Annotated in this window: 18 protein-coding genes; 7 read left to right on the forward strand and 11 right to left on the reverse strand. The window is 49.8% G+C overall.

Annotation, left to right across the window (positions count from 1 at the left end):
- Positions 1 to 114: 114 nt before the first annotated feature.
- The 5 genes from DW949_RS11760 to DW949_RS11780 all read right to left on the reverse strand — a co-directional run bounded on the left by DW949_RS11760 (position 115) and on the right by DW949_RS11780 (position 4,394).
- Positions 115 to 927, reverse strand: a complete 813-nt coding sequence (locus DW949_RS11760) for a CpXC domain-containing protein (protein ID WP_118023407.1) — start codon at positions 925 to 927, stop codon at positions 115 to 117.
- Positions 928 to 942: 15 nt separating this feature from the next.
- Complete coding sequence (locus tag DW949_RS11765) at positions 943 to 1,698, reverse strand: macro domain-containing protein (protein WP_118023408.1); 756 nt, start codon at positions 1,696 to 1,698, stop codon at positions 943 to 945.
- Between the two features lie 156 nt (positions 1,699 to 1,854).
- Positions 1,855 to 2,610 carry a class I SAM-dependent methyltransferase gene (locus DW949_RS11770; RefSeq protein WP_118023409.1) on the reverse strand — a complete coding sequence of 252 codons (756 nt, stop codon included), beginning with the start codon at positions 2,608 to 2,610 and terminating at the stop codon, positions 1,855 to 1,857.
- 8 nt (positions 2,611 to 2,618) lie between these two features.
- Positions 2,619 to 3,560 (reverse strand): metal-sensing transcriptional repressor, encoded by a 942-nt coding sequence (locus tag DW949_RS11775; protein WP_118023410.1) that lies wholly within the window; start codon positions 3,558 to 3,560, stop codon positions 2,619 to 2,621.
- Between the two features lie 90 nt (positions 3,561 to 3,650).
- Positions 3,651 to 4,394: a class I SAM-dependent methyltransferase gene (locus DW949_RS11780; protein ID WP_199595900.1), complete on the reverse strand. Its 744-nt coding sequence runs from the start codon at positions 4,392 to 4,394 to the stop codon at positions 3,651 to 3,653.
- 235 nt (positions 4,395 to 4,629) lie between these two features.
- Here DW949_RS11780 and DW949_RS11785 point away from each other — a divergent pair, with 235 nt between their 5' ends.
- The 5 genes from DW949_RS11785 to DW949_RS11805 are packed head-to-tail and all read left to right on the forward strand — an operon-like array spanning position 4,630 to position 9,473.
- Positions 4,630 to 5,568 (forward strand): ABC transporter permease, encoded by a 939-nt coding sequence (locus tag DW949_RS11785; RefSeq protein WP_118023412.1) that lies wholly within the window; start codon positions 4,630 to 4,632, stop codon positions 5,566 to 5,568.
- Positions 5,569 to 5,571: 3 nt separating this feature from the next.
- Positions 5,572 to 6,387 (forward strand): ABC transporter permease, encoded by an 816-nt coding sequence (locus DW949_RS11790; protein WP_118023413.1) that lies wholly within the window; start codon positions 5,572 to 5,574, stop codon positions 6,385 to 6,387.
- A 5-nt stretch (positions 6,388 to 6,392) separates the two neighbouring features.
- Positions 6,393 to 7,940, forward strand: coding sequence for an ABC transporter substrate-binding protein (locus DW949_RS11795; RefSeq protein ID WP_118023414.1), 1,548 nt, complete (start codon positions 6,393 to 6,395; stop codon positions 7,938 to 7,940).
- Between the two features lie 18 nt (positions 7,941 to 7,958).
- Positions 7,959 to 8,717: an ABC transporter ATP-binding protein gene (locus tag DW949_RS11800; RefSeq protein ID WP_118023415.1), complete on the forward strand. Its 759-nt coding sequence runs from the start codon at positions 7,959 to 7,961 to the stop codon at positions 8,715 to 8,717.
- A 12-nt stretch (positions 8,718 to 8,729) separates the two neighbouring features.
- Positions 8,730 to 9,473, forward strand: coding sequence for an ABC transporter ATP-binding protein (locus DW949_RS11805; protein ID WP_118023416.1), 744 nt, complete (start codon positions 8,730 to 8,732; stop codon positions 9,471 to 9,473).
- 66 nt (positions 9,474 to 9,539) lie between these two features.
- Here the strand turns inward: DW949_RS11805 and DW949_RS11810 are convergent, their stop codons facing one another.
- The 4 genes from DW949_RS11810 to DW949_RS11825 form a co-directional block, all read right to left on the reverse strand.
- Positions 9,540 to 10,487, reverse strand: a complete 948-nt coding sequence (locus tag DW949_RS11810) for a glycosyltransferase family 2 protein (RefSeq protein WP_118023417.1) — start codon at positions 10,485 to 10,487, stop codon at positions 9,540 to 9,542.
- 157 nt (positions 10,488 to 10,644) lie between these two features.
- Positions 10,645 to 13,749, reverse strand: coding sequence for an efflux RND transporter permease subunit (locus tag DW949_RS11815; RefSeq protein WP_118023418.1), 3,105 nt, complete (start codon positions 13,747 to 13,749; stop codon positions 10,645 to 10,647).
- 15 nt (positions 13,750 to 13,764) lie between these two features.
- Positions 13,765 to 15,006, reverse strand: a complete 1,242-nt coding sequence (locus DW949_RS11820; protein ID WP_118023419.1) for an efflux RND transporter periplasmic adaptor subunit — start codon at positions 15,004 to 15,006, stop codon at positions 13,765 to 13,767.
- A gap of 139 nt (positions 15,007 to 15,145) precedes the next feature.
- A complete protein-coding gene (locus tag DW949_RS11825; RefSeq protein ID WP_118023420.1) occupies positions 15,146 to 16,483 on the reverse strand; it encodes a replication-associated recombination protein A in 1,338 nt (445 codons plus the stop codon).
- A 135-nt stretch (positions 16,484 to 16,618) separates the two neighbouring features.
- Between DW949_RS11825 and DW949_RS11830 the strand changes: the two genes are divergently transcribed.
- Both DW949_RS11830 and DW949_RS11835 read left to right on the forward strand, forming a co-directional pair.
- Positions 16,619 to 17,827 carry a diaminopimelate decarboxylase gene (locus tag DW949_RS11830; protein ID WP_118023421.1) on the forward strand — a complete coding sequence of 403 codons (1,209 nt, stop codon included), beginning with the start codon at positions 16,619 to 16,621 and terminating at the stop codon, positions 17,825 to 17,827.
- A gap of 16 nt (positions 17,828 to 17,843) precedes the next feature.
- Entirely contained in the window at positions 17,844 to 18,722 is an 879-nt protein-coding gene (locus DW949_RS11835; protein WP_118023422.1) for an MBL fold metallo-hydrolase, read from the forward strand.
- Positions 18,723 to 18,806: 84 nt separating this feature from the next.
- On the opposite strand, the gene DW949_RS11840 is transcribed toward DW949_RS11835, so the two are convergent.
- Positions 18,807 to 20,276, reverse strand: coding sequence for a tagaturonate reductase (locus tag DW949_RS11840; protein WP_118023423.1), 1,470 nt, complete (start codon positions 20,274 to 20,276; stop codon positions 18,807 to 18,809).
- A 20-nt stretch (positions 20,277 to 20,296) separates the two neighbouring features.
- Positions 20,297 to 21,319, reverse strand: coding sequence for a zinc-binding alcohol dehydrogenase family protein (locus DW949_RS11845; protein ID WP_118023424.1), 1,023 nt, complete (start codon positions 21,317 to 21,319; stop codon positions 20,297 to 20,299).
- Positions 21,320 to 21,343: the final 24 nt, after the last annotated feature.

The raw sequence follows: 21,343 nt of genomic DNA on the forward strand, positions 1-21,343 counted from the left end.
GCAGACGAATCTGCCGACCAAAAAAATCTTATATTTTTTATTGTCCTATTGACGGGGAGCAGTTCACTTTTAAAGCCATTTTGCTGCAGCCTCTGTTTTCTGTGCGCATGAGTTTTACTTGCCCTTCAGTTCGGTCTGAAAAATCTCGCGCCCTATGGTCCGTATCCAGAATCCGACGAGCTGGCTGTACGTTTCCATACCGGGCTTTTTCGCCGCTCCGATGATGTATTTCATAAAATGCTCTGCCCAGGCATATCCATATCGTTCAAACACACCTTTTCCGGCCTGTGGAGCAAGTTTCTGCAAAACCGGCAAAAATACGTCGTGCGTCACTTCCAGCATCTTCGTATTCACAGGATATACATAGCCGCTTCCCTTCTGGTCTTCTTCCATGAATACCAGAGCCAGCTGATCCGGCTGATACTGATCGTCTGCATAATCGAGATGGTACATTTCCAGAGGCAGTTTTTCTTTTTGTTCCTGTTTCAGGAGCTGATATGCGCCATATTTAACCAGTTCATACAGCCGGTCATCAAAGGAACTTTCCATTTCTATAATCTTTTCCCGCCATTCTCCCCAGGTCAGCGCTACCCGGCAGTCATAACCGGAAAAATCCTGCTGTCCCAAGAAATCTTCGACTTCCCCGCTGGTAACGGTCATTTTTAAATCGGGAATATGCCATACCATGAAATGCTTCTTTTTATCAATATACAGGCATTTTTCTTCTACACGGATGGCACGCTGGCAATGAGGGCAGGTATAAAAGAAAAGCGACTGGTCATGCAGCACACGCTGGCGCATCGATGGGTCGGCGGAACCGTTAATGCAGTCCCAGGTGTGGAATACGCCCTTTTCATGACACGCCGGACAGGTCAGGGACAAATCGGTTTCGTGACTGCCTCCGCTGCCAATAATAATAGTATCCATCGTTCCTATCTCCTTTTAGTTTACCTGCGGCTTCGTCCCGGCCTGATGATATATATCCATCACCTGACGCGCCGTACTTTCCAGATTCATAATGCTCCGCGGTGCCGGTAGCGCTGCGAAAGGATGCAGAGTGTGCCGCAGGGACAAGAGCATATCCGCCTGGGCCATCGGTTCCCGGCCATCACTGGTCTGACGAAGCACGGTCAAAGCCATCAGCGCCTTTTCCAATATGGCGTGTATATCTTCTTTAGCCGCATCATTGATCTGCTGCAACCAGTAAAAAACAGCCGCCTTGGTGTAGGCATCCTGTTCTTCCCGTGTTTCACAGACGAGGTCGATATGCGAAAAGCCAAATCCTTCTTCCAGAAGGACGGGAATCGCTACATCGGCTGCCCGGTTCAGCGGAATCCGCTTATCTGCCGTCCCAAGGGAAGAAAAGGCCAGATGATGTACTTCCCTTTCCCTGGCCAGAGCCAGACTGGCCCGGTAACAGGAAAGCAGCTGCGACTCTTCATGATGGCCGCCACCACGCCAGAACGGGGCCACCGTATGAATCACATAACGGGCCGGCAGTTTATATCCAAAAGTAAGCACGGCTTTTCCTTCCGGACAGCCTCCGAGACTGCTGCAGGCAGCCCGCAGCGAAATGCCGCCTGCCTGATAAATCCGGTTATCCAGGCCGCCTGTACTCATCAGGCTTTCGCTGGCCGAGTTGACAATGGCCTGTGCCGGCCAGGTCGTTATATCTCCACATATAATGCGTAATTGCATCGTATCACATCCTTTTGTAAGAGGAGTCTCTTTATCGTATTATAACATACAATTCCTTATTCTGTATCTTATACCTGCCGGAGAAAAAGAAAAGGGGCTGCTCTGTAAAAACAGTCCCGTTTCGTGCAGGAAACATCTGGCGTTCCCTGTTCATTATCATTTTTTATCAGCTGTGACCATGAAAAGCGGAATAGAACGGAATAGCAGCCGGTATTTTTCATCATATACCTGTTCATTCAGCCGTGGCGTAACCTGCACGTTAGTAAACCCGAATTGCGGCAGATGTTCCCGGTCCCAGAGCGGCCGGTCGATGTGATTAAAAAACAGCGTCTGCTGAAACGCCTGATCTGTGGCAGCATCACCACAATACGTATCGACAGGGCTGCCGTACAATCGGCGGTATTCCGCTTCATCGCGGTCCCGTGCCACCTGCTCTGCTTCATCTTTCACATAATACCAGTTGGCATCCACATACAAAAGACGGCCTCCTGGCTTTAACAGCCGGAACCATTCGCGGAAGGCTTTTTCCGGATTATACAAAATCCAGGTAACGTTCCGGCAGACAATGTAATCAAAAAACCCGTCTGGAAAAGACGCAGCATGGATATCTTCCTGCCGGAATAAGGCATCGACGCCGGCTTCCCGGGCATTATGCGACGCCGTTTCTATCATGGCTGCCGAACAGTCTATCCCAACCGACCGCCAGCCGGCTTTTGCCATGAGAATGGCAAAAAATCCCGGCCCCGTACCTACGTCGAGAAGGGTCCCGGAACGGACGGGCCGATGTGTCATAAGAAGCTGCAGCCAGCAATCTTCCTGGGTCTTTCGCTCTTCTTCTATAATCTTGTCGTATCCGGCGGCACAATAATCCCACCGCTGGCCCACAGCCCGGGCCCTGTCCTGCAGTTCCATGAACGCTCCTATTTGATAAACCTCGTAATCGCTTTTTTTAAATTGTCCACGGCTTCCATATCATTATCTTTTACGGCATCAATGATACAGTGGTCGATATGATCGCGGAGAATGACTTTACCCACACTCACCAGCGCTGAATCGACAGCGGAAATCTGGATCAGGATATCACTGCAATCCCGCCCGTCTTCTACCATACGCTTGATGGCTTCCAGATGGCCGCTGATACGGGCCAGCCGGTTCATGACAGCTTTCGTCTGGGTATGACTATGTCCATGTGCATGAGAGGTACCATCTGTATCGGGTATGTCATCATGAACAGGGAACTCCGGATATTGTTCGTAAGGGATATACTGCTTTTTTTCCGCCTTGATGAAATAATATGAGTCCGTGTCCATGGCTATCGTTACCGAAAGCCCTGCCGTAATGAGCATCGTTGCCATAATATCTACGGGAGGGAGAATACAGGACTGCCCTTCTTCCCCCCGGGCATGCAGCGCATTGACCCGGCTCCGGGGCATATCATGCATGATGATAAGGGCCCCGTCCTGTTTGAGTGCTGCCGTCATTTTCTTGATAAAGACTTCTTTATACTGTGCAATATGAGGGTAAAAATTCAGACAAACAATTGCATCATAGGTCTTCTGTGGCAGTTTATACTTTAAAATATCTTTCTCTGTATACGTGACTCCCGGGACCGACGCAAATTTTTGTCGGGCCTGTTCCAGCATGCGATGGGAATAATCCAGTTCTTCTATCCGTCCTGTACCGGTAACGGCCCGATGAAGATAGGGCAGCAGAATTCCTGTGCCACTACCGGCATCGAGTACGGTATCACCTGCAGAAAGCCCCATCAATGTTACCAGAAAAGACAAAATTTCCGGATTTTCCTTACGGTCCCGGTCCCAAGTTCCAGCATAATTTTCAAAAAATACATGCTCTTTATCCATTGCCTTCACCATTATCTGAAAGTATTGTCACAAGTTGTCATGTCTTATAATACGTTCACAGTCGTCGTGTGTCAACGGGAACAGAACAAATTAATGGGCAGTCCAGGCCAAACTGCTTTTGTGTGCCGAAAGACAGAACAGAGGAGCCGAATCATATTGCATAGACGATGAAATATGGACTATGGGGCGGATATCTTCTGCACACTGACAATCGGTAAATCCAATATCCTGCAACCGGTACATATCCCACGCGGGACGGCATTCCCGGCTGATAGCCAGGGCGTCCTTCAGAGATTCACACTCCCGGATAAGGTCCGAATCGACATCATGATGAATATTTTTCTCTTCCGACGCAGCCGATGTAAACCGGACCGGGCCATAATCGGAATCGAAATTCAAAAGCAGTCCGCCGTCACGCAGTACACGGTACCAGTCACGGTACGCTTTCACTGCATCTGGCAGGTTCCATGTCAGATTGCGTGACAATACAACATCGAACGAAGCCGGCGCAAAAGGCAGTGCCTGGGCGTCACCGGTCTGAAAATCGACGGATACATGATATTCCTCTGCATTCCGGCAGGCTTCCTGTATCATGCCCGTCGAGGAGTCAATGGCCGTGACATCATGTCCCAGACGCGCCATGAGAATTGCCAGGAACCCCGGGCCCGTACCAATGTCCAGTATGCGCAGGCTGCGGCCCTGGGGCAGATACCTCATAATGTACGACTGCCAGGCATCGGCATCACGGCTCGCCAGTTCTTTCCGCCGTACGGCACTGAAATCCTGACTGCGGCGGTTCCAATAGCTTTGAATTTGTTTACTGATTTCTCCCATCTGTAGTTCACCCCTCATCATATGTAGCATACCCGTATATTTACTTAAAAGTATATAAGCAAAAAATTCCTTTGCCTATCCCCTCCGGGGGCATGATGAGATGCAGAATCTCTGAATCCGCTATAAGGGAATTTCATTGCTTACATCCCCCTGCCGGGCTTACCATTTTCTTTAAAATCATATTATAATTAAAGGCGATATTACTAATGAATCCTCATAGGAAAGAGGTATTTCCATGAAACGGTATATATTGCAGCGGCTGCTGCACCTTATTCCTATCCTGATAGGCATTACATTCTTGTCGTTTGCTCTGATGCATACCGTATCGACCGATACAGTCGATATTCTGTACGACCAGAACGGTGGAGCCAATGAAGCAGCAGCGGCTGCCCGCCGCGCCAGTCTGGGGCTGGATCAGGATTTTCTGACCCAGTATGCGGTATGGGTCATCAACATACTCCATGGTGATATGGGAAATTCCTTCGTTTCCGGCATGCCCGTCCTGACAACGATTATGGACAAACTGCCCGCTACTATCGAATTAATGATGCTGGCACTGGGACTGACATTGCTCATATCCCTGCCTCTGGGTATTCTATCCGCAATCCGTAAAGGCAGTATCTGGGATCATCTGGTCCGCCTGCTATCGTTTACCGGCAATTCCCTGCCTGACTTTTTTATTGCTATCATTTTATTATATATATTTGCTGTAAAATGGCATGTCTTTTCTTTTCTGGGCACCAGTTTATCCATGGTGCCCATCCTGCCAGCCCTTACTCTTTCTATAGCCATGTCCGCCAAATACATGCGTCAGATACGGGCCGTATTCCTCGACGAGCTGAGCAAGGAATATGTACAGGCCGCCTTGTCCCGGGGGCTATCATACCCATTTGTTATTACGCACTACGTACTGCGTGCCGTACTGGCTCCCCTTCTGGCACTGCTCGCCGTATCCGCCGGATCACTGCTGGGCGGCGCTGCCATAATCGAATCTATCTTCCTCTGGGACGGCATCGGGAAGCTGGCAGTAGATGCGATTATGATGCGCGATTATCCCATTATCCAGGCTTATGTCATCTGGATGTCCGTTATATACGTCGGAGTCAATCTCCTTTCGGATATCGTCTGCGGTTTTCTCGACCCGCGCCTTACCATCGGGGAAAAGGAGGACTGACTCATGCGTAGTTCAAAACGGAACCGTTTTTATTTTTTTCTCTCCCTGATTCTGCTGATTCTTGTTCTTTCTCTTCTGGCGGACTATATCATGCCCTTCGGCCCGTACGACCAGAATCTGTCTATGGCACTCAGACCGCCCGATTCAGTGCACTGGCTGGGAACAGACCGCTATGGCCGCGATATGTTGTCCCGTACCCTGTCGGGAGCCAGGACAACCGTATGTACGGCACTGGCAGTCGCCCTTGCCGCCTCTTCATTCGGTGCCTTTATCGGACTGATCTGTGGCTATCATAAAGGAAAAGCAACGACGTTGTTACTTCGCCTGACTGATGTATTCCTCGCCTTTCCCTCCATGGTCTTTGCCATTGCCGTGGCCGGCATACTGGGTGGCGGTACGTTCAATGCTGCCGCAGCCATCGCCGCCGTTGCCTGGCCCAAATACACCCGTCTCGTACGCAATCAGGTACTGCCCCTGCATCATGAATATTATATCGAGGCAGCCCGTATGAGCGGTTTTTCTCCTTTAAAAATTCTGCTTGTGCAGATTCTTCCGGAAATCATAGGGCCCGTATTGATCACGGCCGCCCTGGATATCGGTACAATCATCACGGAAATCGCCGGTCTTTCTTTTCTGGGACTCGGCGCTGCCCCGCCGGCTGCCGAATGGGGATCCATGATGAGCGGTGCACGCAACCTGCTTCAGACTGCCCCCTGGACTATTTTTGTTCCAGGTGCTGCTATATTCATCACCGTGGCCATATTCCAGCTTTTTGCCGATAGTCTGCGGGATCTGGCCGATTCTAAAACGCCGAGGTGAACTGTATGAATAACAAATTCAAGTATCTGCTCACGGCCCTTCTGGGAGCAGCCCTGCTCGTATCAGGCTGTGGCTCCGATGCAGGCAAAACAGCCAAAGAAGAAGGGAAGGTATTTCATTATGGGACCATGGCCTACGGCCCGGCTATGCAGAACGCCAGCACAGATCCTCATGATACCTACTGTGGTTGGAGTACCATCCGCTATGGAGTAGGAGAAACACTGTTTAAATTCGATAATGAAATGAATGTCCAGCCCTGGCTGGCTGAATCGTACGAACAAATAGATGATCATACGCTAAAAATCAAGCTGCGTGATGACATCACCTTTTCCAACGGGAAACAAGTAACCGGTGACGCCGTTAAAGCCTGTCTGGAAGACCTCATCAGGCGGAACGACCGGGCTCCCCATGATTTGAAAATCAACCAGATTACCGCTGATGGTCAGACTGTCACCATCCACTCGTCAGAAAAAGTACCCGCCCTGATTCATTACCTGGCAGATCCGTATAGTGCTATTATCGATATGGAAGCCGGCATCAAAGACAGAATCGCTGTCGGTACCGGCCCCTATGTGGCGGTCAAAGTGACCGACCAGGGCATGGAACTTAAAAAGAACGACCAGTACTGGGGACAGACAAAGCCAAAATTAGATAAAATCGTCGTCCGGAGCATTACCGACGGCGACTCTTTATCCATGGCTATGCAAAGCGGAGAACTCGATGCTGTTCAGGGGCTGCCCTATGCCAGTCTGCCGAATTTCCAGGATACCGGCAGATATACAATCAGTTCGACTGCTACGTCCCGCGTATATCAGGCAGCCATGAATTTCCAGACACCGGCCCTTCAGGATAACCGCGTCCGTAAAGCCATCGCCATGGCACTGGATAAAGATACATTTGTAAACGTCCTGCTGAATGGCAACGGCGTTGCCGCTACAGGTGCTTTTCCCAACACGATGCCTTATGGCAGAGGTCTGAATGGCCCTGGATACGATCCGGAACAAGCCAAAACATTGCTGAAAGAAGCGGGGTATACCGGAACGAACAGTGACGGCTATGTCACAAAGGACGGTCAGCCCCTGACGCTGCGCTGGCTGACTTATACGTCCCGTCAGGAACTCCCCCTTCTTGCCGAATACGCCCAGTCGGCCCTTAAGGATATCGGCATCAAGCTCGATGTCAACGCTACGGATAATTACAAAGATTTCCTGAAACGAGGGGAGTATGATATCTACGCCCAGGCAATCGTGACGGCGCCTACAGGAGATCCGGAATATTATCTCATGAGCAAAATCTATTCGGGACAGCCGTATAACAACGGCAACTACAGCAATCCCCGGACTGATGCAATGATAGATGAACTCCACAATACCTTTGATGCCGGTAAGCGCATAGAACTGGCACGACAGATCCAGCAGCAGGTACTCGATGACAATGCCGTATGGTACGCCTCATTCCTGAAGATGAATATTGTCATGAAAAAGAACGTAACCGGCTTTTCTGCTCATCCCTGTGATTACTATGAAATCACACCGGAATTAGATATCCAATAGAACCAGGAGCCTCTCATTATGTCCGAACCTCTCCTTACGTTTCAGCATATTACCATTTGTGCCGGAAACAAGCCTTTAGCAACCGATATCTCCTTTACTCTGCAGGAAGGGGAAATACTGGTGATTGCCGGTGAAAGTGGCAGCGGCAAATCGACACTGCTGCGCGCAGCTGCCGGCCTGCCGGCACCGGGCACGGGCATCACCGGGGGAATCATTACCTGGGACGGCCACCGGCTCCACCACCAGTCATCCTGGAAAGCACTCCGCCCTACAGGAATCAGTGTCGTATTCCAGGATGCACTGACGTCATTCTGCCCGGTCTGTACGGTATACCAGCAGCTCTGGGATGCCGCCCGCACTGCCGGGCTCTGTCATCAGGAATTTGACCGCATCCTGTCCGGTCGTGCCGCCCTTTTATCCCTGCCGCCAGACAGTCTTTCTTCTTATCCGCAGGAACTATCCGGTGGTATGATCCAGCGGGCTGAACTCTTATTTCCCCTTATAATCCCGCCACGGCTGGTCCTGGCTGATGAACCGACATCGGCCGTAGACAGCATCACCCAGAAAAAAATGGCCGATGCCCTGCTCCGGCTGCGCCGTCATCATCGCACAGCCATCATCCTCGTCACCCATGACCTGCGTCTGGCAGCCTATCTGGCTGATACCCTTCTCGTCCTGAAAAAAGGCCGGATCCAGGAATACGGACCGGCACCGGCTGTATTGAAACACCCTGGCTCTGCTTATACACGGGAATTGCTCTCTCATTCCGGACTTTGAAAGGATTGTCTTATGTTTTTTGAAGTACAGGATCTGACAAAAACCTATATCCATAACGGTCATCGTTTTGCTGCCGTAGATCATCTTTCGTTTTCTCTTTCACCTGGCGAAATTCTGGCTGTGGCCGGAGAAAGTGGCAGTGGCAAAAGTACGCTTTGCCGCCTCATTTGTCAGTTTGCCCGGGCAGACAGCGGCCATATCTTTTTTCACGATCAGGATACCACCCATGTTCCGGAAAAAGAACGGAAGAATCTGTACCATCACATACAGATGGTCTTCCAGCATCCGTACCGGTCTTTTCATCCCCGGTTTACACTGGAAAAAAGCATTCTGGCAGGGATTCACAATTATCACATTCCATGTACCCCGGAAATGCTCCGGCATCATATGGAAGAAGTCCATCTGACAAGAGATCTTATCCGGCGCTATCCCCATGAAGTCAGCGGAGGGGAATGTCAGAGAGCAGCCCTGCTCCGCAGCCTTGTCATAGGCCCGGAACTTCTCATCTGTGATGAAGTGACCAGTGCCCTTGATGCCACTATCCGCAATGACATCGCAGGCCTGATACGCCGCATCTGCCAGCATCATCACATAGCCTGCCTGTTCATTACCCATGACCTTTATCTGGCCCGGACAATGGCAGACCGGATTCTCATCATGCACCACGGCCGCGCTGTAGAGGAAGGTACGGCAGAACAGATATTCCTTCATCCGCAGCAGCCCTATACAAAAGAATTACTGTCGTCCCTGTTATAAAGACAAAAAACTATCATCGATATTCCCGGATTCGTCCGGTATATCGATGATAGTTTTTTGTTGGCATCACCGGCCGGTAAAGGACCGGTCCGGTTCTGTTTCCTTTGAATCACTGGCCAGCCAGTACAACGGCCGCTGTTTCGTTTCTTCAAAAATACGGCCGATGTATTCACCTAATATGCCCAGAGCCATGAGGTTGACACTGCCGAAGATTGCCAGGAGAATCACCGTCGTTGACCAGCCCGGTACGGTAATGCCTGCAATGTGACAGTAACAAACGTATATAATCATCAGCAGCCCGGCAAAGGCTCCCAGGAATCCGATATAAAAGGTCATACGAAGCGGTACCGTCGAATTGGTAATGATGCCATCCATAGCCAGATGAAGCATTTTTCGCAGGGAAAATTTCGACGTGCCCGCATGTCTGGCCGGTGCTTTGAATGACAGCGTCGTCTGCTGGAATCCCAGTCCTCCTACAATACCACGGATAAAACGGCTGTGTTCGCGGAAGCGCCGGAAGACGGAAATGGCTTTCCGGTCCATGAGCCGGAAATCAGATCCTCCGGGAACGACAGGCGTCGTAGATATGGCATTCATGAGCTTATAATAGGCAGCCGATGTAACCCGTTTGAAAAGGCTGGCATTTTCCGTCGTTTCCCGTACGGTCTGGACGATATCATATCCTTCCTGCCACCGGGCTATCAGCGCAGGAATCAGGGCCGGTGGATGCTGCATGTCCCCATCCATCGTGATGATGGCATCTCCGCTGGAAAGATCCATTCCGCAGGTAAGTGCAATCTGATGACCGAAATTCCGTGCCAGCGAAACAGCCCGGACGTGAGGATCGGCAGCTGCCAGCCGGTTGATTTCCTTTTCGGTCCCATCGCGGGATCCATCGTTGACATATATCAGTTCATAATCCATTCCCACTTGTTTCATAACGGCCGTGACGGCATCATAAAAGCAGTTTATATTTTCTTCTTCATTGTACACGGGGGTAATGATCGATATCATAGAATCACCTTTCATCATTTCAGGGAATGAAGCTATCTGAAATCAGAGAATTCTTTTTTCCTGTGCCCATAGTATAAGAATATTTCTTTAAGAAAATATAAACTGCGTTGTAAAAAAAGTTATATTGTTGCTGATTCTGCCCCACTTTGCGTACCCGTTATCCGGTAACGCGCCGTTTCTCTGAATCAGCCCCTTTCCTGCCCGGTCTGTGGTTTTCAATAAAAAGGAACAGGATAGGAATAATCACAAGGGTAAATACGGTCGATGTAATCAGGCCGCCAATGACGACAACGGCCATGCTGGACCGGGTCTCTGAGCCGGCTGACATAGATAATGCCGTCGGCAGCATCCCCACAATCATCGTAAGAGTCGTCATGAAAATAGGACGGAGCCGGACCCGTCCGGCTTCGATGACGGCGCTGCGTACATCCATATGCTGCTCATGAATCAGCGTCAGTGTGTAATCCAGGAGCAGAGTCCCGTTTTTCGCCACCATGCCGTCCATGACCAGAATACCAATCAATGAATAAAGATTGAGCGTATTATTCGTGAGGAACAGAAGGAACACAGAACCAATCAGGCCCAGAGGGAGAGAAAACATGCGGATAAACGGTGTTTTGATGGATTCATAGAGAATCGCCAGAATCATGAATATCAGGATGAGCGATAATCCAAGGGCTTCGCCCAAACTCCTGAATGCCGTCGTCATCTGATCTGCCTGTCCGGTAAACCGGTAGGTGATTCCCTGCAAGTCCATCGTCTGCAAATGGGCCGTTATGTCCTGAATGATATCGCTGAGCGGTCTGCCCTGTGGCACGGCTCCCAGGGTAATACTCCGTTCTTTGTCCGTACGACGGATTGTGACCGGCCCTGTAGCCGATACAATCTGAGCCACGTCACTGACAAAGATGATATGACCATTGGCATTGAGTGGGATCCGTCTGAGATCGGATACGCCGAAGGAATCGGCACCTTTCAGCCGTACATAAATGTCCGTATCGTTATTATCGTTTTTAACATCGTTTGGCAATACTCCCGCTTTCTGTCCACTGATAGCGTTGGAGAAGTTTTTATTGAGATCGTCCAGTGATGCCCCGTACTGTTTTAATTTTATCCGGTCCACGACAAGCCGGTATTCAGGCATGCCATCTTCATACGAACTGCTGACTCCGTTGAGGCCGGCAATATCCGTCTGCATCCATGTTTCGATTTCTTTCGATTTCTGGAGCAGTCGTTCATTATCCTTGCCGCGGAGTTCCAGCCGGAGATTCCCGGATCCTCCGCCATAGCCGCCGGATGTACCGGCTACGGAAGCCTGGTCTTCCCGGACCCGCACCGTACCATCCCACACATGAGCTGCAGCGAATTTACGCACCTCATTGGTCACATCCCAGATAGACCGGGAACGGTTGCGACGGTCATCCAGCGTCACTTTGACAGTCGCTTCATTCTGCCGCTTTCCTCCTACCATAGCCGTGTAATAAGTGACTTCCGGTACGGTTTTCAGATAATCTTCTATCTGCCGGGCAACGCCATTTGTTCTGTCCAGGCTGGCATTTGCCGGCAGCTGGATGGATACGCGGAACCCGCTTTCATCTGTCTGCGGCATAAATTCCGACCCTACGGCACCGCTGACCAGGAGTCCCAGAGCCGCTGCAAACAAAAACAGGATGGGAAGGACCAGTTTCCGTGGATGATCGATACTCCATGTCAGTATCTTCGTATATTCCTGACAGGCCCGTTCTTCCATGCGGTCCATAAACTGCCACAAAGGCCGCTTCTTTACCTCTGCCCCTTTTTTAAACAGCCGGGATGCCAGCATAGGAGTCAGGGTGAAGGAAACAAAGAGAGAAAACAAGGTAGCAAATACGATAGTCAGGCCGAATTGTTTGAAGTACTGTCCTACCATATCCGTCATAAAAGCGATAGGCAGAAAAACGACTACGTCGCACAGCGTAATGGCAATGGCGGCCATGCCGATTTCCATACGGCCGTTGAGGGCTGCCGTCTCCGGCGGCTCTCCGCTCCGGATATGGCGGTGTATATTTTCCAGAATAACGATGGAGTCGTCTACGAGGATACCAATGCAAAGAGTCATCCCCATGAGAGACATCATATTAAAGGTAAAACCGGCCATATACATGGCAAAGAACGTAGAAATAAGAGATGTCGGTATGGCTACCATAACGGCCAGTGAAGACCGCCAGCCCCGCAGGAAAAAGAACAGGACCAAGCCGGTCGTACAGAGTCCTTCGATAAGTGTCTGCAATGTGTTATGCAGGGAATTACGGATATAGGAAGCTGATTCACTGGTCACGGTAAAAGTATATTCCGGATTGTCCTGCCTCAGCGTTTCCAATTTCTTATTGACATTATCTACTGTCGAGACGACGTTGGCATCACTGTTTTTATATACTTCCATGACAATGGCGTCTTCACCGTTTACACGGGCATAGCGGGTGACCCGCTGATCCTGCCGCTTGATGGAAGCGACGGCTGTCAGTGGAATCCGGGCGCCTTTGGCATTGGTGATTTCAATCTGCGATAATTCAGCCTCATTGGCATACTGTGCCTTCACCCGGACGTCCGTCGCTGTGCCGGATGAATAGACCGTTCCGGACGGCATAAGCAGATTTTCTGACTTTAACGCAGAAATCACTTCTGCCAGGGTCATGTCAAAATGAACCAGCTTGTTTTTGTCGATTTCAACGGCGATTTCTTTATCCCGTCCACCATTGAGATTGATTTCCGAGACACCGTCAGCCTGCTGGAGCACATCCTGAAAATCATTATATGCCTTGGCATATATATCATCTAGTGGCCGGGACGACTGCACGGCAATATACATGACAGGAGTGGCATTGATATCCCGCTTAATGACAACCGGCTCTTCAATTCCTGTCGGGAAACTGCCCCGTATGGCATTGATTTTCTTCGTCGCATCAATGGCCGCCGCATCAGCATTGGCAGAAAAATCCAGCTCCAGTGTAATCCTCGCCTGCCCGTATGAAGCCTGGGAAGTCATGTGTTTGAGATTGGCAACGGAAGACAGTGCATTTTCCGCCGGCTTTACGACCTGTTGTTCCACCGAGTCCGCATTGGCCCCCGGATAGGCGATGGAAACGGTTACATAGGGCGTATTCAGCGCCGGCAGTAATTCTACGCCGATTTTATAAAAACTGAACAGGCCGAGAACGACAAAAAAAGCTACAATCATGGCAATACCGATGGGCCGCTGTATAGAAAATTTAGTCAGATTCATGGGTAACACCTCATATTAATCAACTGTAACAGCAGTACCATCTTTCAGACGTGCCAGATTGGTCGTCGCAATGACGTCTCCTTCGGAAAGTCCGTCTGTCACTTCTATATAAGAATCATTCATCAATCCCGTCTGAACCGTGCGGATTTCAACGGTCTGGTCCGGTCTGATGACGTATGCACGGGACGTCCCGTTTTGTACATCCAGAGCTTCCTTGGGGACAAACAATGTATCTTTCCTCTGCAGCACACTCATATTCATTTCAGCCAGCATCCCTCCGCGGAGCAGGGCATCAGGATTCTGCAGCGTAATGCGTATGGCATAGGTCTTATCGGCATCATTCATAGCCGGACTGACATACGTAACGATTCCATCATACGTCTTTGCCAGCGAATCAATGGATACCGTAACAGGAGTTCCCATCTGCATAAAGGCGACATCTTCTTCTGACAGGGCACAATCGACATACATGCCGCTCGTATCGGTGATGGTCAGTACTTTCGTATTGGCCGGTACAATTGTGCCTGCTTCTGCATTCCGGTACGTTATGACACCACTACGTGGGGCGCGCAGCGTCATATCATCGATCTGCTGGGCCAGGCTGTGTACGGCATAATCGGCTTTATCCTGTGCCGCATATTTTCCGGCAATACTGGCCGGGACAGATCCTACATTCTGGGAATTGAGATTGTCCAATACGGCCTGAGCATCGATAAAAGCCTGATATATCGTGTCCAGCTCGCGCTGGGACACAGCACCTTCATCGCGCAGGACCTGATAGCGGTTATAATTGATTTTGGCCATATCATAATCGACTTCGGCTTTCTTCAGATTGGCATAAAACTGGGATTCTGCCGCCCTTGAATCAGCCGTCGCCTGCAACAGTGCCGCCTGCCCCTGCTGCAGGGAAAGAGTCGCATCGACGACATCCTGCAGCAGCAGTACCTGGCCGGGCTCTACCGTATCGCCCAGATTCACCCTGACTGCCGCTATTTTGCCAGCATATTTCGTCGTGATATCAACCTGGGATACAGGTACGGTCTTCCCCGACAGGGATATGGTACGATTCATGTCCTGCCGGGCCAATGTATACGACGCCACGGGAATCGGCCCGCTGCTTCCTTTTTCTTTTGTTATTTTCTGGGAATGGCTGACGCCGTATATGATGATGCAGGCTAATAGCAGGACCATTCCCATAGCCGTCAATTTATATGCACTGCCGTGAGGTCCCCGGAATGGATTGTAATAACGGTTCATTATATATCTCCTGATTTATGCTAAGTCCGGCAGGTCCGGATTGACCGTGACCATACCAGACGAGATTGTGTTTTTAGTATAGAAGCCAAATGTAAACTATATGTAAACGAAATCGAAAAAAAGATTAAAAGATATTCTTTCATTCCGGCTTTTTCCCCTGCCGGTGCGCGTTCTTCCATTTCTTGATGCGCTGCAGCCGGGCAGAAAATTCAGCTTCCTCTCCTTTTTGTCCCGGCCGGTAATATTCCCGGTCTGCCAGTGCATCGGGAAGGCACTGCATATCCGTCAGCTTTTCTTTCGTTTCATGGGCATACTGATATCCCTTCCCATACCCCAGGTCTTTCATGAGCTTTGTTACCCCGTTCCGTATCACCAGCGGCACCGGTTCGGATAACGTCCGCAGTGCATCGTGACGGGCCTGGCCATAGGCCGTATACAGCGCATTGGATTTGGGAGCCAGTGACATGTACACGACGGCTTCCGTCAGATGAACCGTACATTCCGGCATGCCGATAAAGTGACAGGCCTGATATGCAGCGACGGCAATAGTCAGCGCCCGCGGGTCGGAAAGACCGATATCTTCACTGGCAAAGCGCGTAACCCGGCGGGCCACATACAGGGGATCCTCACCGGCTTCCAGCATGCGTGCCAGCCAGTAGACGGCCGCGTCAGGATCGGAATTACGCATAGACTTGTGCAGCGCCGAAATGATATTATAATGCTCTTCCCCATTCTTATCGTACAAGAGCGATTTCTGTGACGTACACTGCTCCAGTATATCAGAACTCACTACCAGCGTACCGTCCTCCCTGCGTTCACTGTTGAGGACAACCATTTCCAGCGTCGATAGGGCCATGCGGGCATCCCCGTTGGCAAAGACGGCAATCCGCGTCAATACGTCATCGCTTATGGATACAGATTCTTTGCCCAGTCCGCGGGGGCTCCGGACAGCCCGGCGGAGGAGTTGTACCAGATCATCTGTCGTCAAAGATTTCAGGACAAATACTTTGCACCGTGAAAGGAGAGCGCTGTTGATTTCAAAAGACGGATTTTCTGTCGTAGCACCGATAAGGATAATACTTCCCTTTTCCACAAAGGGAAGAAAGGCATCCTGCTGGGCTTTATTGAACCGGTGGATTTCATCGACAAAAACGATGGTCCGTTGTCCATACATCCTGTTTTTTTCCGCTTCTTCCATGACTTTGCGGATTTCCCGTATACCGCTGGTAACAGCTGAAAAATCAATAAATACCGACTTGGTATGATGAGCTATGATCCGTGCCAGTGTCGTTTTGCCCACGCCGGGCGGCCCCCAGAAAATCATGGAAGAAATACAGTCTTTTTCAATCAGATTATACAGTACCTTTCCCTTTCCTATGAGGTGCTGCTGACCGGCAAATTCATCCAGTGTTTCCGGCCGCATGCGGCTGGCCAGCGGCTGCGGCACATCCTGTGAAAAAAGCGACTCTTCGCGCATCTCCGTTCCTCCTCTCCTGGCGGTAAAATATGCGTCTGGAATTTCTGTTAACAATATGGTACGCTTATAGTAGTATTATATCACGTCGATTGCGAATCGTATCTGTATTCCATCCAAAAAAAGAGGTGCATTTTTATGTTAACCCAGCGTTTACGTACTCTGCTGCTGACCGAAGCAAAGAGACACGAAAGTTTCTATTTTTACGATGAACAAACACTTAAGGAATCCATTCATCACCTGCAGCAGGCCTTTCCTCATGAACAGATTCTGTACTCCATCAAATGCAATCCCCACCGGGCAATGTTAAAGACCATATTTGCCAGCGGCATCGATGCAGACGCCGCCAGTCTGGGAGAAGTATATGCTGCCAGCGATTGTGGCGTGCCATCAGACCATATTTATTATTCTGCCCCGGGAAAAAGTGACTATTGTCTGGAAAAAGCACTGGGACAATGCATTCTCATCGCCGACAGCCTGAATGAAATCCGCCGCATCGACGCACTGGCAGCCAGAAAGAATATGAAAGCTCCCATCGGAGTCCGCATCAATCCCAATTTCACCTATACCGACGAAAAAGGATGCAGTTCGAAATTCGGCATCGATGAAGATGCATTTTTCTCCGCGCTGCCGGAATTAAAAAAATTATCCCACGTCCTCATCATCGGTCTCCATACGCACCTGCGCAGCCAGGAATTGAACTGGCATATTCTCAGTAATTATTATAAGAACGTTTTTTCTCTGGCTTCACGTCTTCAGGAAAAACTGGACGGCCCGTTATGTTTCCTCAATCTCGGAAGCGGCATCGGTATCCCCTATTGTCAGGATGAAGCCGATTGTGACATCGAGTCGCTGGGCCATGAACTGGAAAAACTGCGCGTCATACACGAAGATACTTTTTCCCAGGCCCGTATCCTCATCGAAAGCGGACGTTATCTGGCTGGTCCCTGTGGCTGGTATGTCACTCATATTGTCGATACAAAAGAATCCCACGGCAGCCATATCGCCATAGCAGCCAATACCCTGAACGGCTTTCTCCGCCCCTGCCTGGAACACCTCGTCACCAGCACAAATCCGGAGGCACCGGCACGGGAACCATTGTTTTACCGCACCGGTTCGACTCCCTTCTACGTGCTGAACGACACACAGGAAATGGAAAAAGTCACCATCTACGGCAATCTCTGCACGGCAGCCGATATCATCGCTTCAGACGTACTGCTGCCTAAACTTGCAGCAGGCGACGTACTGGCATTTCCTCATGCCGGGGCTTATAGTGCCGTACTCACGCCCTTCCAGTTTTCCTCACAGGTTCCACCGGAAGTCCTGTTTTTAAAAGATGTCCAATAGTAAAGATGTGTCCTATATGTTTGAACTCACGGCTCTTACCGGCAAAACGTATTATATCGAAAGCCCTGCCAAAATCGGTGTCTGGTGCCCGGACGGGGTCCACGCCTGGTTTATTGACAGCGGCAATGATAAAGATGCCGGTCGCAAACTGCGCAAAATTCTGGATCAGCAGGGCTGGCAGCTGCAGGGGATACTCAATACCCACTCCAACGCCGACCACATCGGCGGCAACCAATATCTGCAGCGGCAGACCGGATGCCGTGTCTTCGCCGGAGGATTGGAAAAGGCCTTTACGTCATATCCAATCCTGGAACCATCATTCCTGTATGGCGGCTATCCCATGAAAGACCTGCGGCACAAATTTCTCATGGCAAAGGAAAGCGATGTTACCGATTTTTCTGATCCGTCTTTTCCCCATGAAATCGAAATCATCTCTCTGCCCGGCCATTTCTTCCATATGGTCGGATTCCGCACACCCGATAACGTCGTCTTTCTCGCAGACTGCCTGAACAGCCGTGCCATTCTCGATAAGTATGCTCTGGGATATATTTACGACGTCCAGGCCTATCTCGATACGCTGGACAAGGTAGAAGCGATGGAAGCAGACTGGTTCGTACCGGCCCACGCAGAAGCCACACAGGATATCCGCCCGCTCGTACAATACAACAAACAAAAAGTACAGGAAATCGCCGGTCTGATTCTCCAGCTCTGCCAGGCTCCCCGGAGCTGGGACGACATCTTACAGTCCGTATTTGACCATTATCATCTTACGCTCACAGTGGAACAATACGTCCTTATTGGAAACACCATCCGTTCCTTCCTTTCCTGGCTCCGCGATACAGACAAGGTAACAATTCTCATTGAAAATAACCGTCTGCTCTGGCAGGCCATATAAGGAACAGCAAAGAAGCTATAGAAAAAACAGTGACATGAAATAATCCGGGCTTTCATGTCACTGTTTTTTTATGCCTGTACAGACCTAGATTCTATAATCTTTTTCTGTTAACTCCGCAATATGCGGTTTCACTCCAATAGCCTCCATGCGGTCCAGATGACTTACAACCGCATCAGCAAAGCCAGGAACAGCCGTCAGGTCTTCTCCCCACCAGTCACAGCGGCCCATAACAGACCGTACATAATCCGCTGTTTTCTTCCCTGCCTGCTCCCTGATAAAAGCTAGTTTGTCTTCATCGTCGTGAATTTCGTATGTATTTCCCGGACGCGAACCTATGAGGCAATGATCACCGGCTTGCGTCGTACGATAAAATGCCAAAAGAGCCGCAAAGGAGTAAGTAAGCCACCGGGGAAGTTCCCCTGTTTCCGCCAGACTATCCTTATATGTCGGCAATATCCGTGCCCGCCATTTGGAAAGCGAATTCAAAGAAATGGATAACAACGCGTGTTTGACAAAGGGATTTTCAAACCGTTCATATACGGCCCGGGCAAATGCCACCGCCTTTTCTTCCGGCAGATGCACTGTCGGTACAATTTCTCCAAAGACGGTCTGATCCAGTGATTTCCGTATAACCGGATCAGCCATGCACTGTCCTACATAGTCAAGGCCTGATAAATAAGCGCCAAGGACCATCGAGGTATGCGCACCATTGAGAATGCGGACTTTTTGTTCCTTAAAGGATTGAATCTGGTCTGTAAATTCAACATGGAATCTGCTGGAATCCAGTGGTAGACGGTCTTTCAGTTCCGGACTGCCAATGACCCAGAGAGAAAAGGGTTCTGCCTGTACCAGGAGCTGATCTTCATATCCCAGTTCTTCCTGCAGGCTGTCTATCGTATCTGACGGATAGCCTGTGACAATACGATCCACCAGTGTATCAACGAAAGAGCAACTGGCATCCAGCCATTGGCAGAATCCTTCCCCCAGCTGCCAGCAGGCTGCGTACTGCTGTACGCATGACCGGAGCAATTCCCCATTATGGTCGTTCAATTCCGTCGGCAGCATGACGAGTCCCTTATGAGTGTCTCCTTCATAATACGTATACCGTTCATACAGAATCCGTGTCAATTTAGCCGGAAAGGTAACCGGAGGTATATCGGTAAAGGAATCACTTTCATCAAAAACAATACCCGCTTCCGTCGTGTTAGATATGACAAATTCTAATTGCTCTTCATGAGCCAGTCCGAGTACGGCATCGAATTCATCGCGGGCGCTGAGTACGGTCTGAACCGAAGTAATGACCCGGTTTTCCGTATACACTGCCCCATCCTGCTGTCCCCGCAGGCATACCGTATAGATATTGTGCTGTTTGGAAAAACGGTCTGATTTCCCCGCCCGGGGCATGACGATAGCAATACCAGCGTCAAAATTACGTTCTTCATTGGCTGCATCAATAGCATAATCAGCAAATGCCCGCAGGAAATTTCCTTCTCCGAACTGTAAAATCCGGATGGGATGAGCTGACGTCTGATAGCGTTCACTTACATTCTGCATCTCTGTTTCTCCTGTCCGCATCAGAATTTGATGATGACTTTCAACATATGGGCCGCATTCTTATCAAAATCATTAAAAGCCCGGGGGGCATCATCCAGACTATATGTATTAGTAATGATTTTTTCCAGGTCCACACCACCTGCTTTTACAAGGTCGATCAATTCCAGAAAGTCTTTTTTCAATGCGTTCCGGGAACCAAATATATTCAGTTCTTTTTTCTGGATGATAGTGAAATTAAAATCCATATTTTTCTTTCCTACCCCAATAAGAACGACATTGCCACCAAAAGCAGCTGCGTCAATACAATTCTGGAACGTAGCCGGCGTTCCCACTGCTTCAATAGTCACATCAAAGCCATTACCTGTCGTGATATCCATGCATTGTTTAAGAAATGCCTGGTCATCCCCGGTATTCACAATTCCCCCGGCCAGACCAAACGTCTGAACGGCATAGTCTACTTTTTCCCGTGCCAGATCACAAATATAAACTTCAGCACCTTTCGATTTGGCCGCAATGGATGCCAGAGTACCAATTGTCCCGGCACCGACGATGAGAACTTTATTTCCCGGTTTTATGCCAGCCCGGCTGACACCATGGTAGCTGATGCAGAACGGTTCGATGACTGCCAGTGTTTTAGCCGGCAGGCCTTTGCCATCATATAGCCGTTCCACAGGAAGTGTGACGTATTCAGAAAAGACACCGTCCCGCTGACAACCTAATGTTTCATTGTGTTCACAGCAATTGAGCAGACCTCTTTCGCAGGAATAACAATGTCCACAATTAAAATAGGGATTGGCCGTGACGACCATACCGGGTTTCAATCCCTGGGGATTATCGTCGATTTCAACAATTTCAGCAGAAAATTCGTGGCCAGGAATGCGTGGATAGTCTGCATAGGCAAAGGTTCCTCTGTATGTGCCAAGATCACTTCCACAAATGCCTCCATACAACACCTTCAGCAAGGCTTCTCCCGGCTTGCGGACAGGCATGTCCCGTTCAATGACTTGTACATCTCCAGGCTGATTTACAATGATTGTTTTCATTATTCTGACTTCCTTTCTCGTATA

Source organism: Megasphaera sp. AM44-1BH (genome assembly GCF_003467125.1).
Classification (GTDB): Bacteria; Bacillota; Negativicutes; order Veillonellales; family Megasphaeraceae; genus Megasphaera.

Excerpts from the sequence above, each read along its gene's own strand:
- DW949_RS11760 (WP_118023407.1), bottom strand. The coding sequence starts at position 927 with ATGGATACTATTATTATTGGCAGCGGAGGCAGTCACGAAACCGATTTG.
- DW949_RS11765 (WP_118023408.1), bottom strand. The coding sequence starts at position 1,698 with ATGCAATTACGCATTATATGTGGAGATATAACGACCTGGCCGGCACAG.
- DW949_RS11770 (WP_118023409.1), bottom strand. The coding sequence starts at position 2,610 with ATGGAACTGCAGGACAGGGCCCGGGCTGTGGGCCAGCGGTGGGATTAT.
- DW949_RS11775 (WP_118023410.1), bottom strand. The coding sequence starts at position 3,560 with ATGGATAAAGAGCATGTATTTTTTGAAAATTATGCTGGAACTTGGGAC.
- DW949_RS11780 (WP_199595900.1), bottom strand. The coding sequence starts at position 4,394 with ATGGGAGAAATCAGTAAACAAATTCAAAGCTATTGGAACCGCCGCAGT.
- DW949_RS11785 (WP_118023412.1), top strand. The coding sequence starts at position 4,630 with ATGAAACGGTATATATTGCAGCGGCTGCTGCACCTTATTCCTATCCTG.
- DW949_RS11790 (WP_118023413.1), top strand. The coding sequence starts at position 5,572 with ATGCGTAGTTCAAAACGGAACCGTTTTTATTTTTTTCTCTCCCTGATT.
- DW949_RS11795 (WP_118023414.1), top strand. The coding sequence starts at position 6,393 with ATGAATAACAAATTCAAGTATCTGCTCACGGCCCTTCTGGGAGCAGCC.
- DW949_RS11800 (WP_118023415.1), top strand. The coding sequence starts at position 7,959 with ATGTCCGAACCTCTCCTTACGTTTCAGCATATTACCATTTGTGCCGGA.
- DW949_RS11805 (WP_118023416.1), top strand. The coding sequence starts at position 8,730 with ATGTTTTTTGAAGTACAGGATCTGACAAAAACCTATATCCATAACGGT.
- DW949_RS11810 (WP_118023417.1), bottom strand. The coding sequence starts at position 10,487 with ATGATATCGATCATTACCCCCGTGTACAATGAAGAAGAAAATATAAAC.
- DW949_RS11815 (WP_118023418.1), bottom strand. The coding sequence starts at position 13,749 with ATGAATCTGACTAAATTTTCTATACAGCGGCCCATCGGTATTGCCATG.
- DW949_RS11820 (WP_118023419.1), bottom strand. The coding sequence starts at position 15,006 with ATGAACCGTTATTACAATCCATTCCGGGGACCTCACGGCAGTGCATAT.
- DW949_RS11825 (WP_118023420.1), bottom strand. The coding sequence starts at position 16,483 with ATGCGCGAAGAGTCGCTTTTTTCACAGGATGTGCCGCAGCCGCTGGCC.
- DW949_RS11830 (WP_118023421.1), top strand. The coding sequence starts at position 16,619 with ATGTTAACCCAGCGTTTACGTACTCTGCTGCTGACCGAAGCAAAGAGA.
- DW949_RS11835 (WP_118023422.1), top strand. The coding sequence starts at position 17,844 with ATGTTTGAACTCACGGCTCTTACCGGCAAAACGTATTATATCGAAAGC.
- DW949_RS11840 (WP_118023423.1), bottom strand. The coding sequence starts at position 20,276 with ATGCAGAATGTAAGTGAACGCTATCAGACGTCAGCTCATCCCATCCGG.
- DW949_RS11845 (WP_118023424.1), bottom strand. The coding sequence starts at position 21,319 with ATGAAAACAATCATTGTAAATCAGCCTGGAGATGTACAAGTCATTGAA.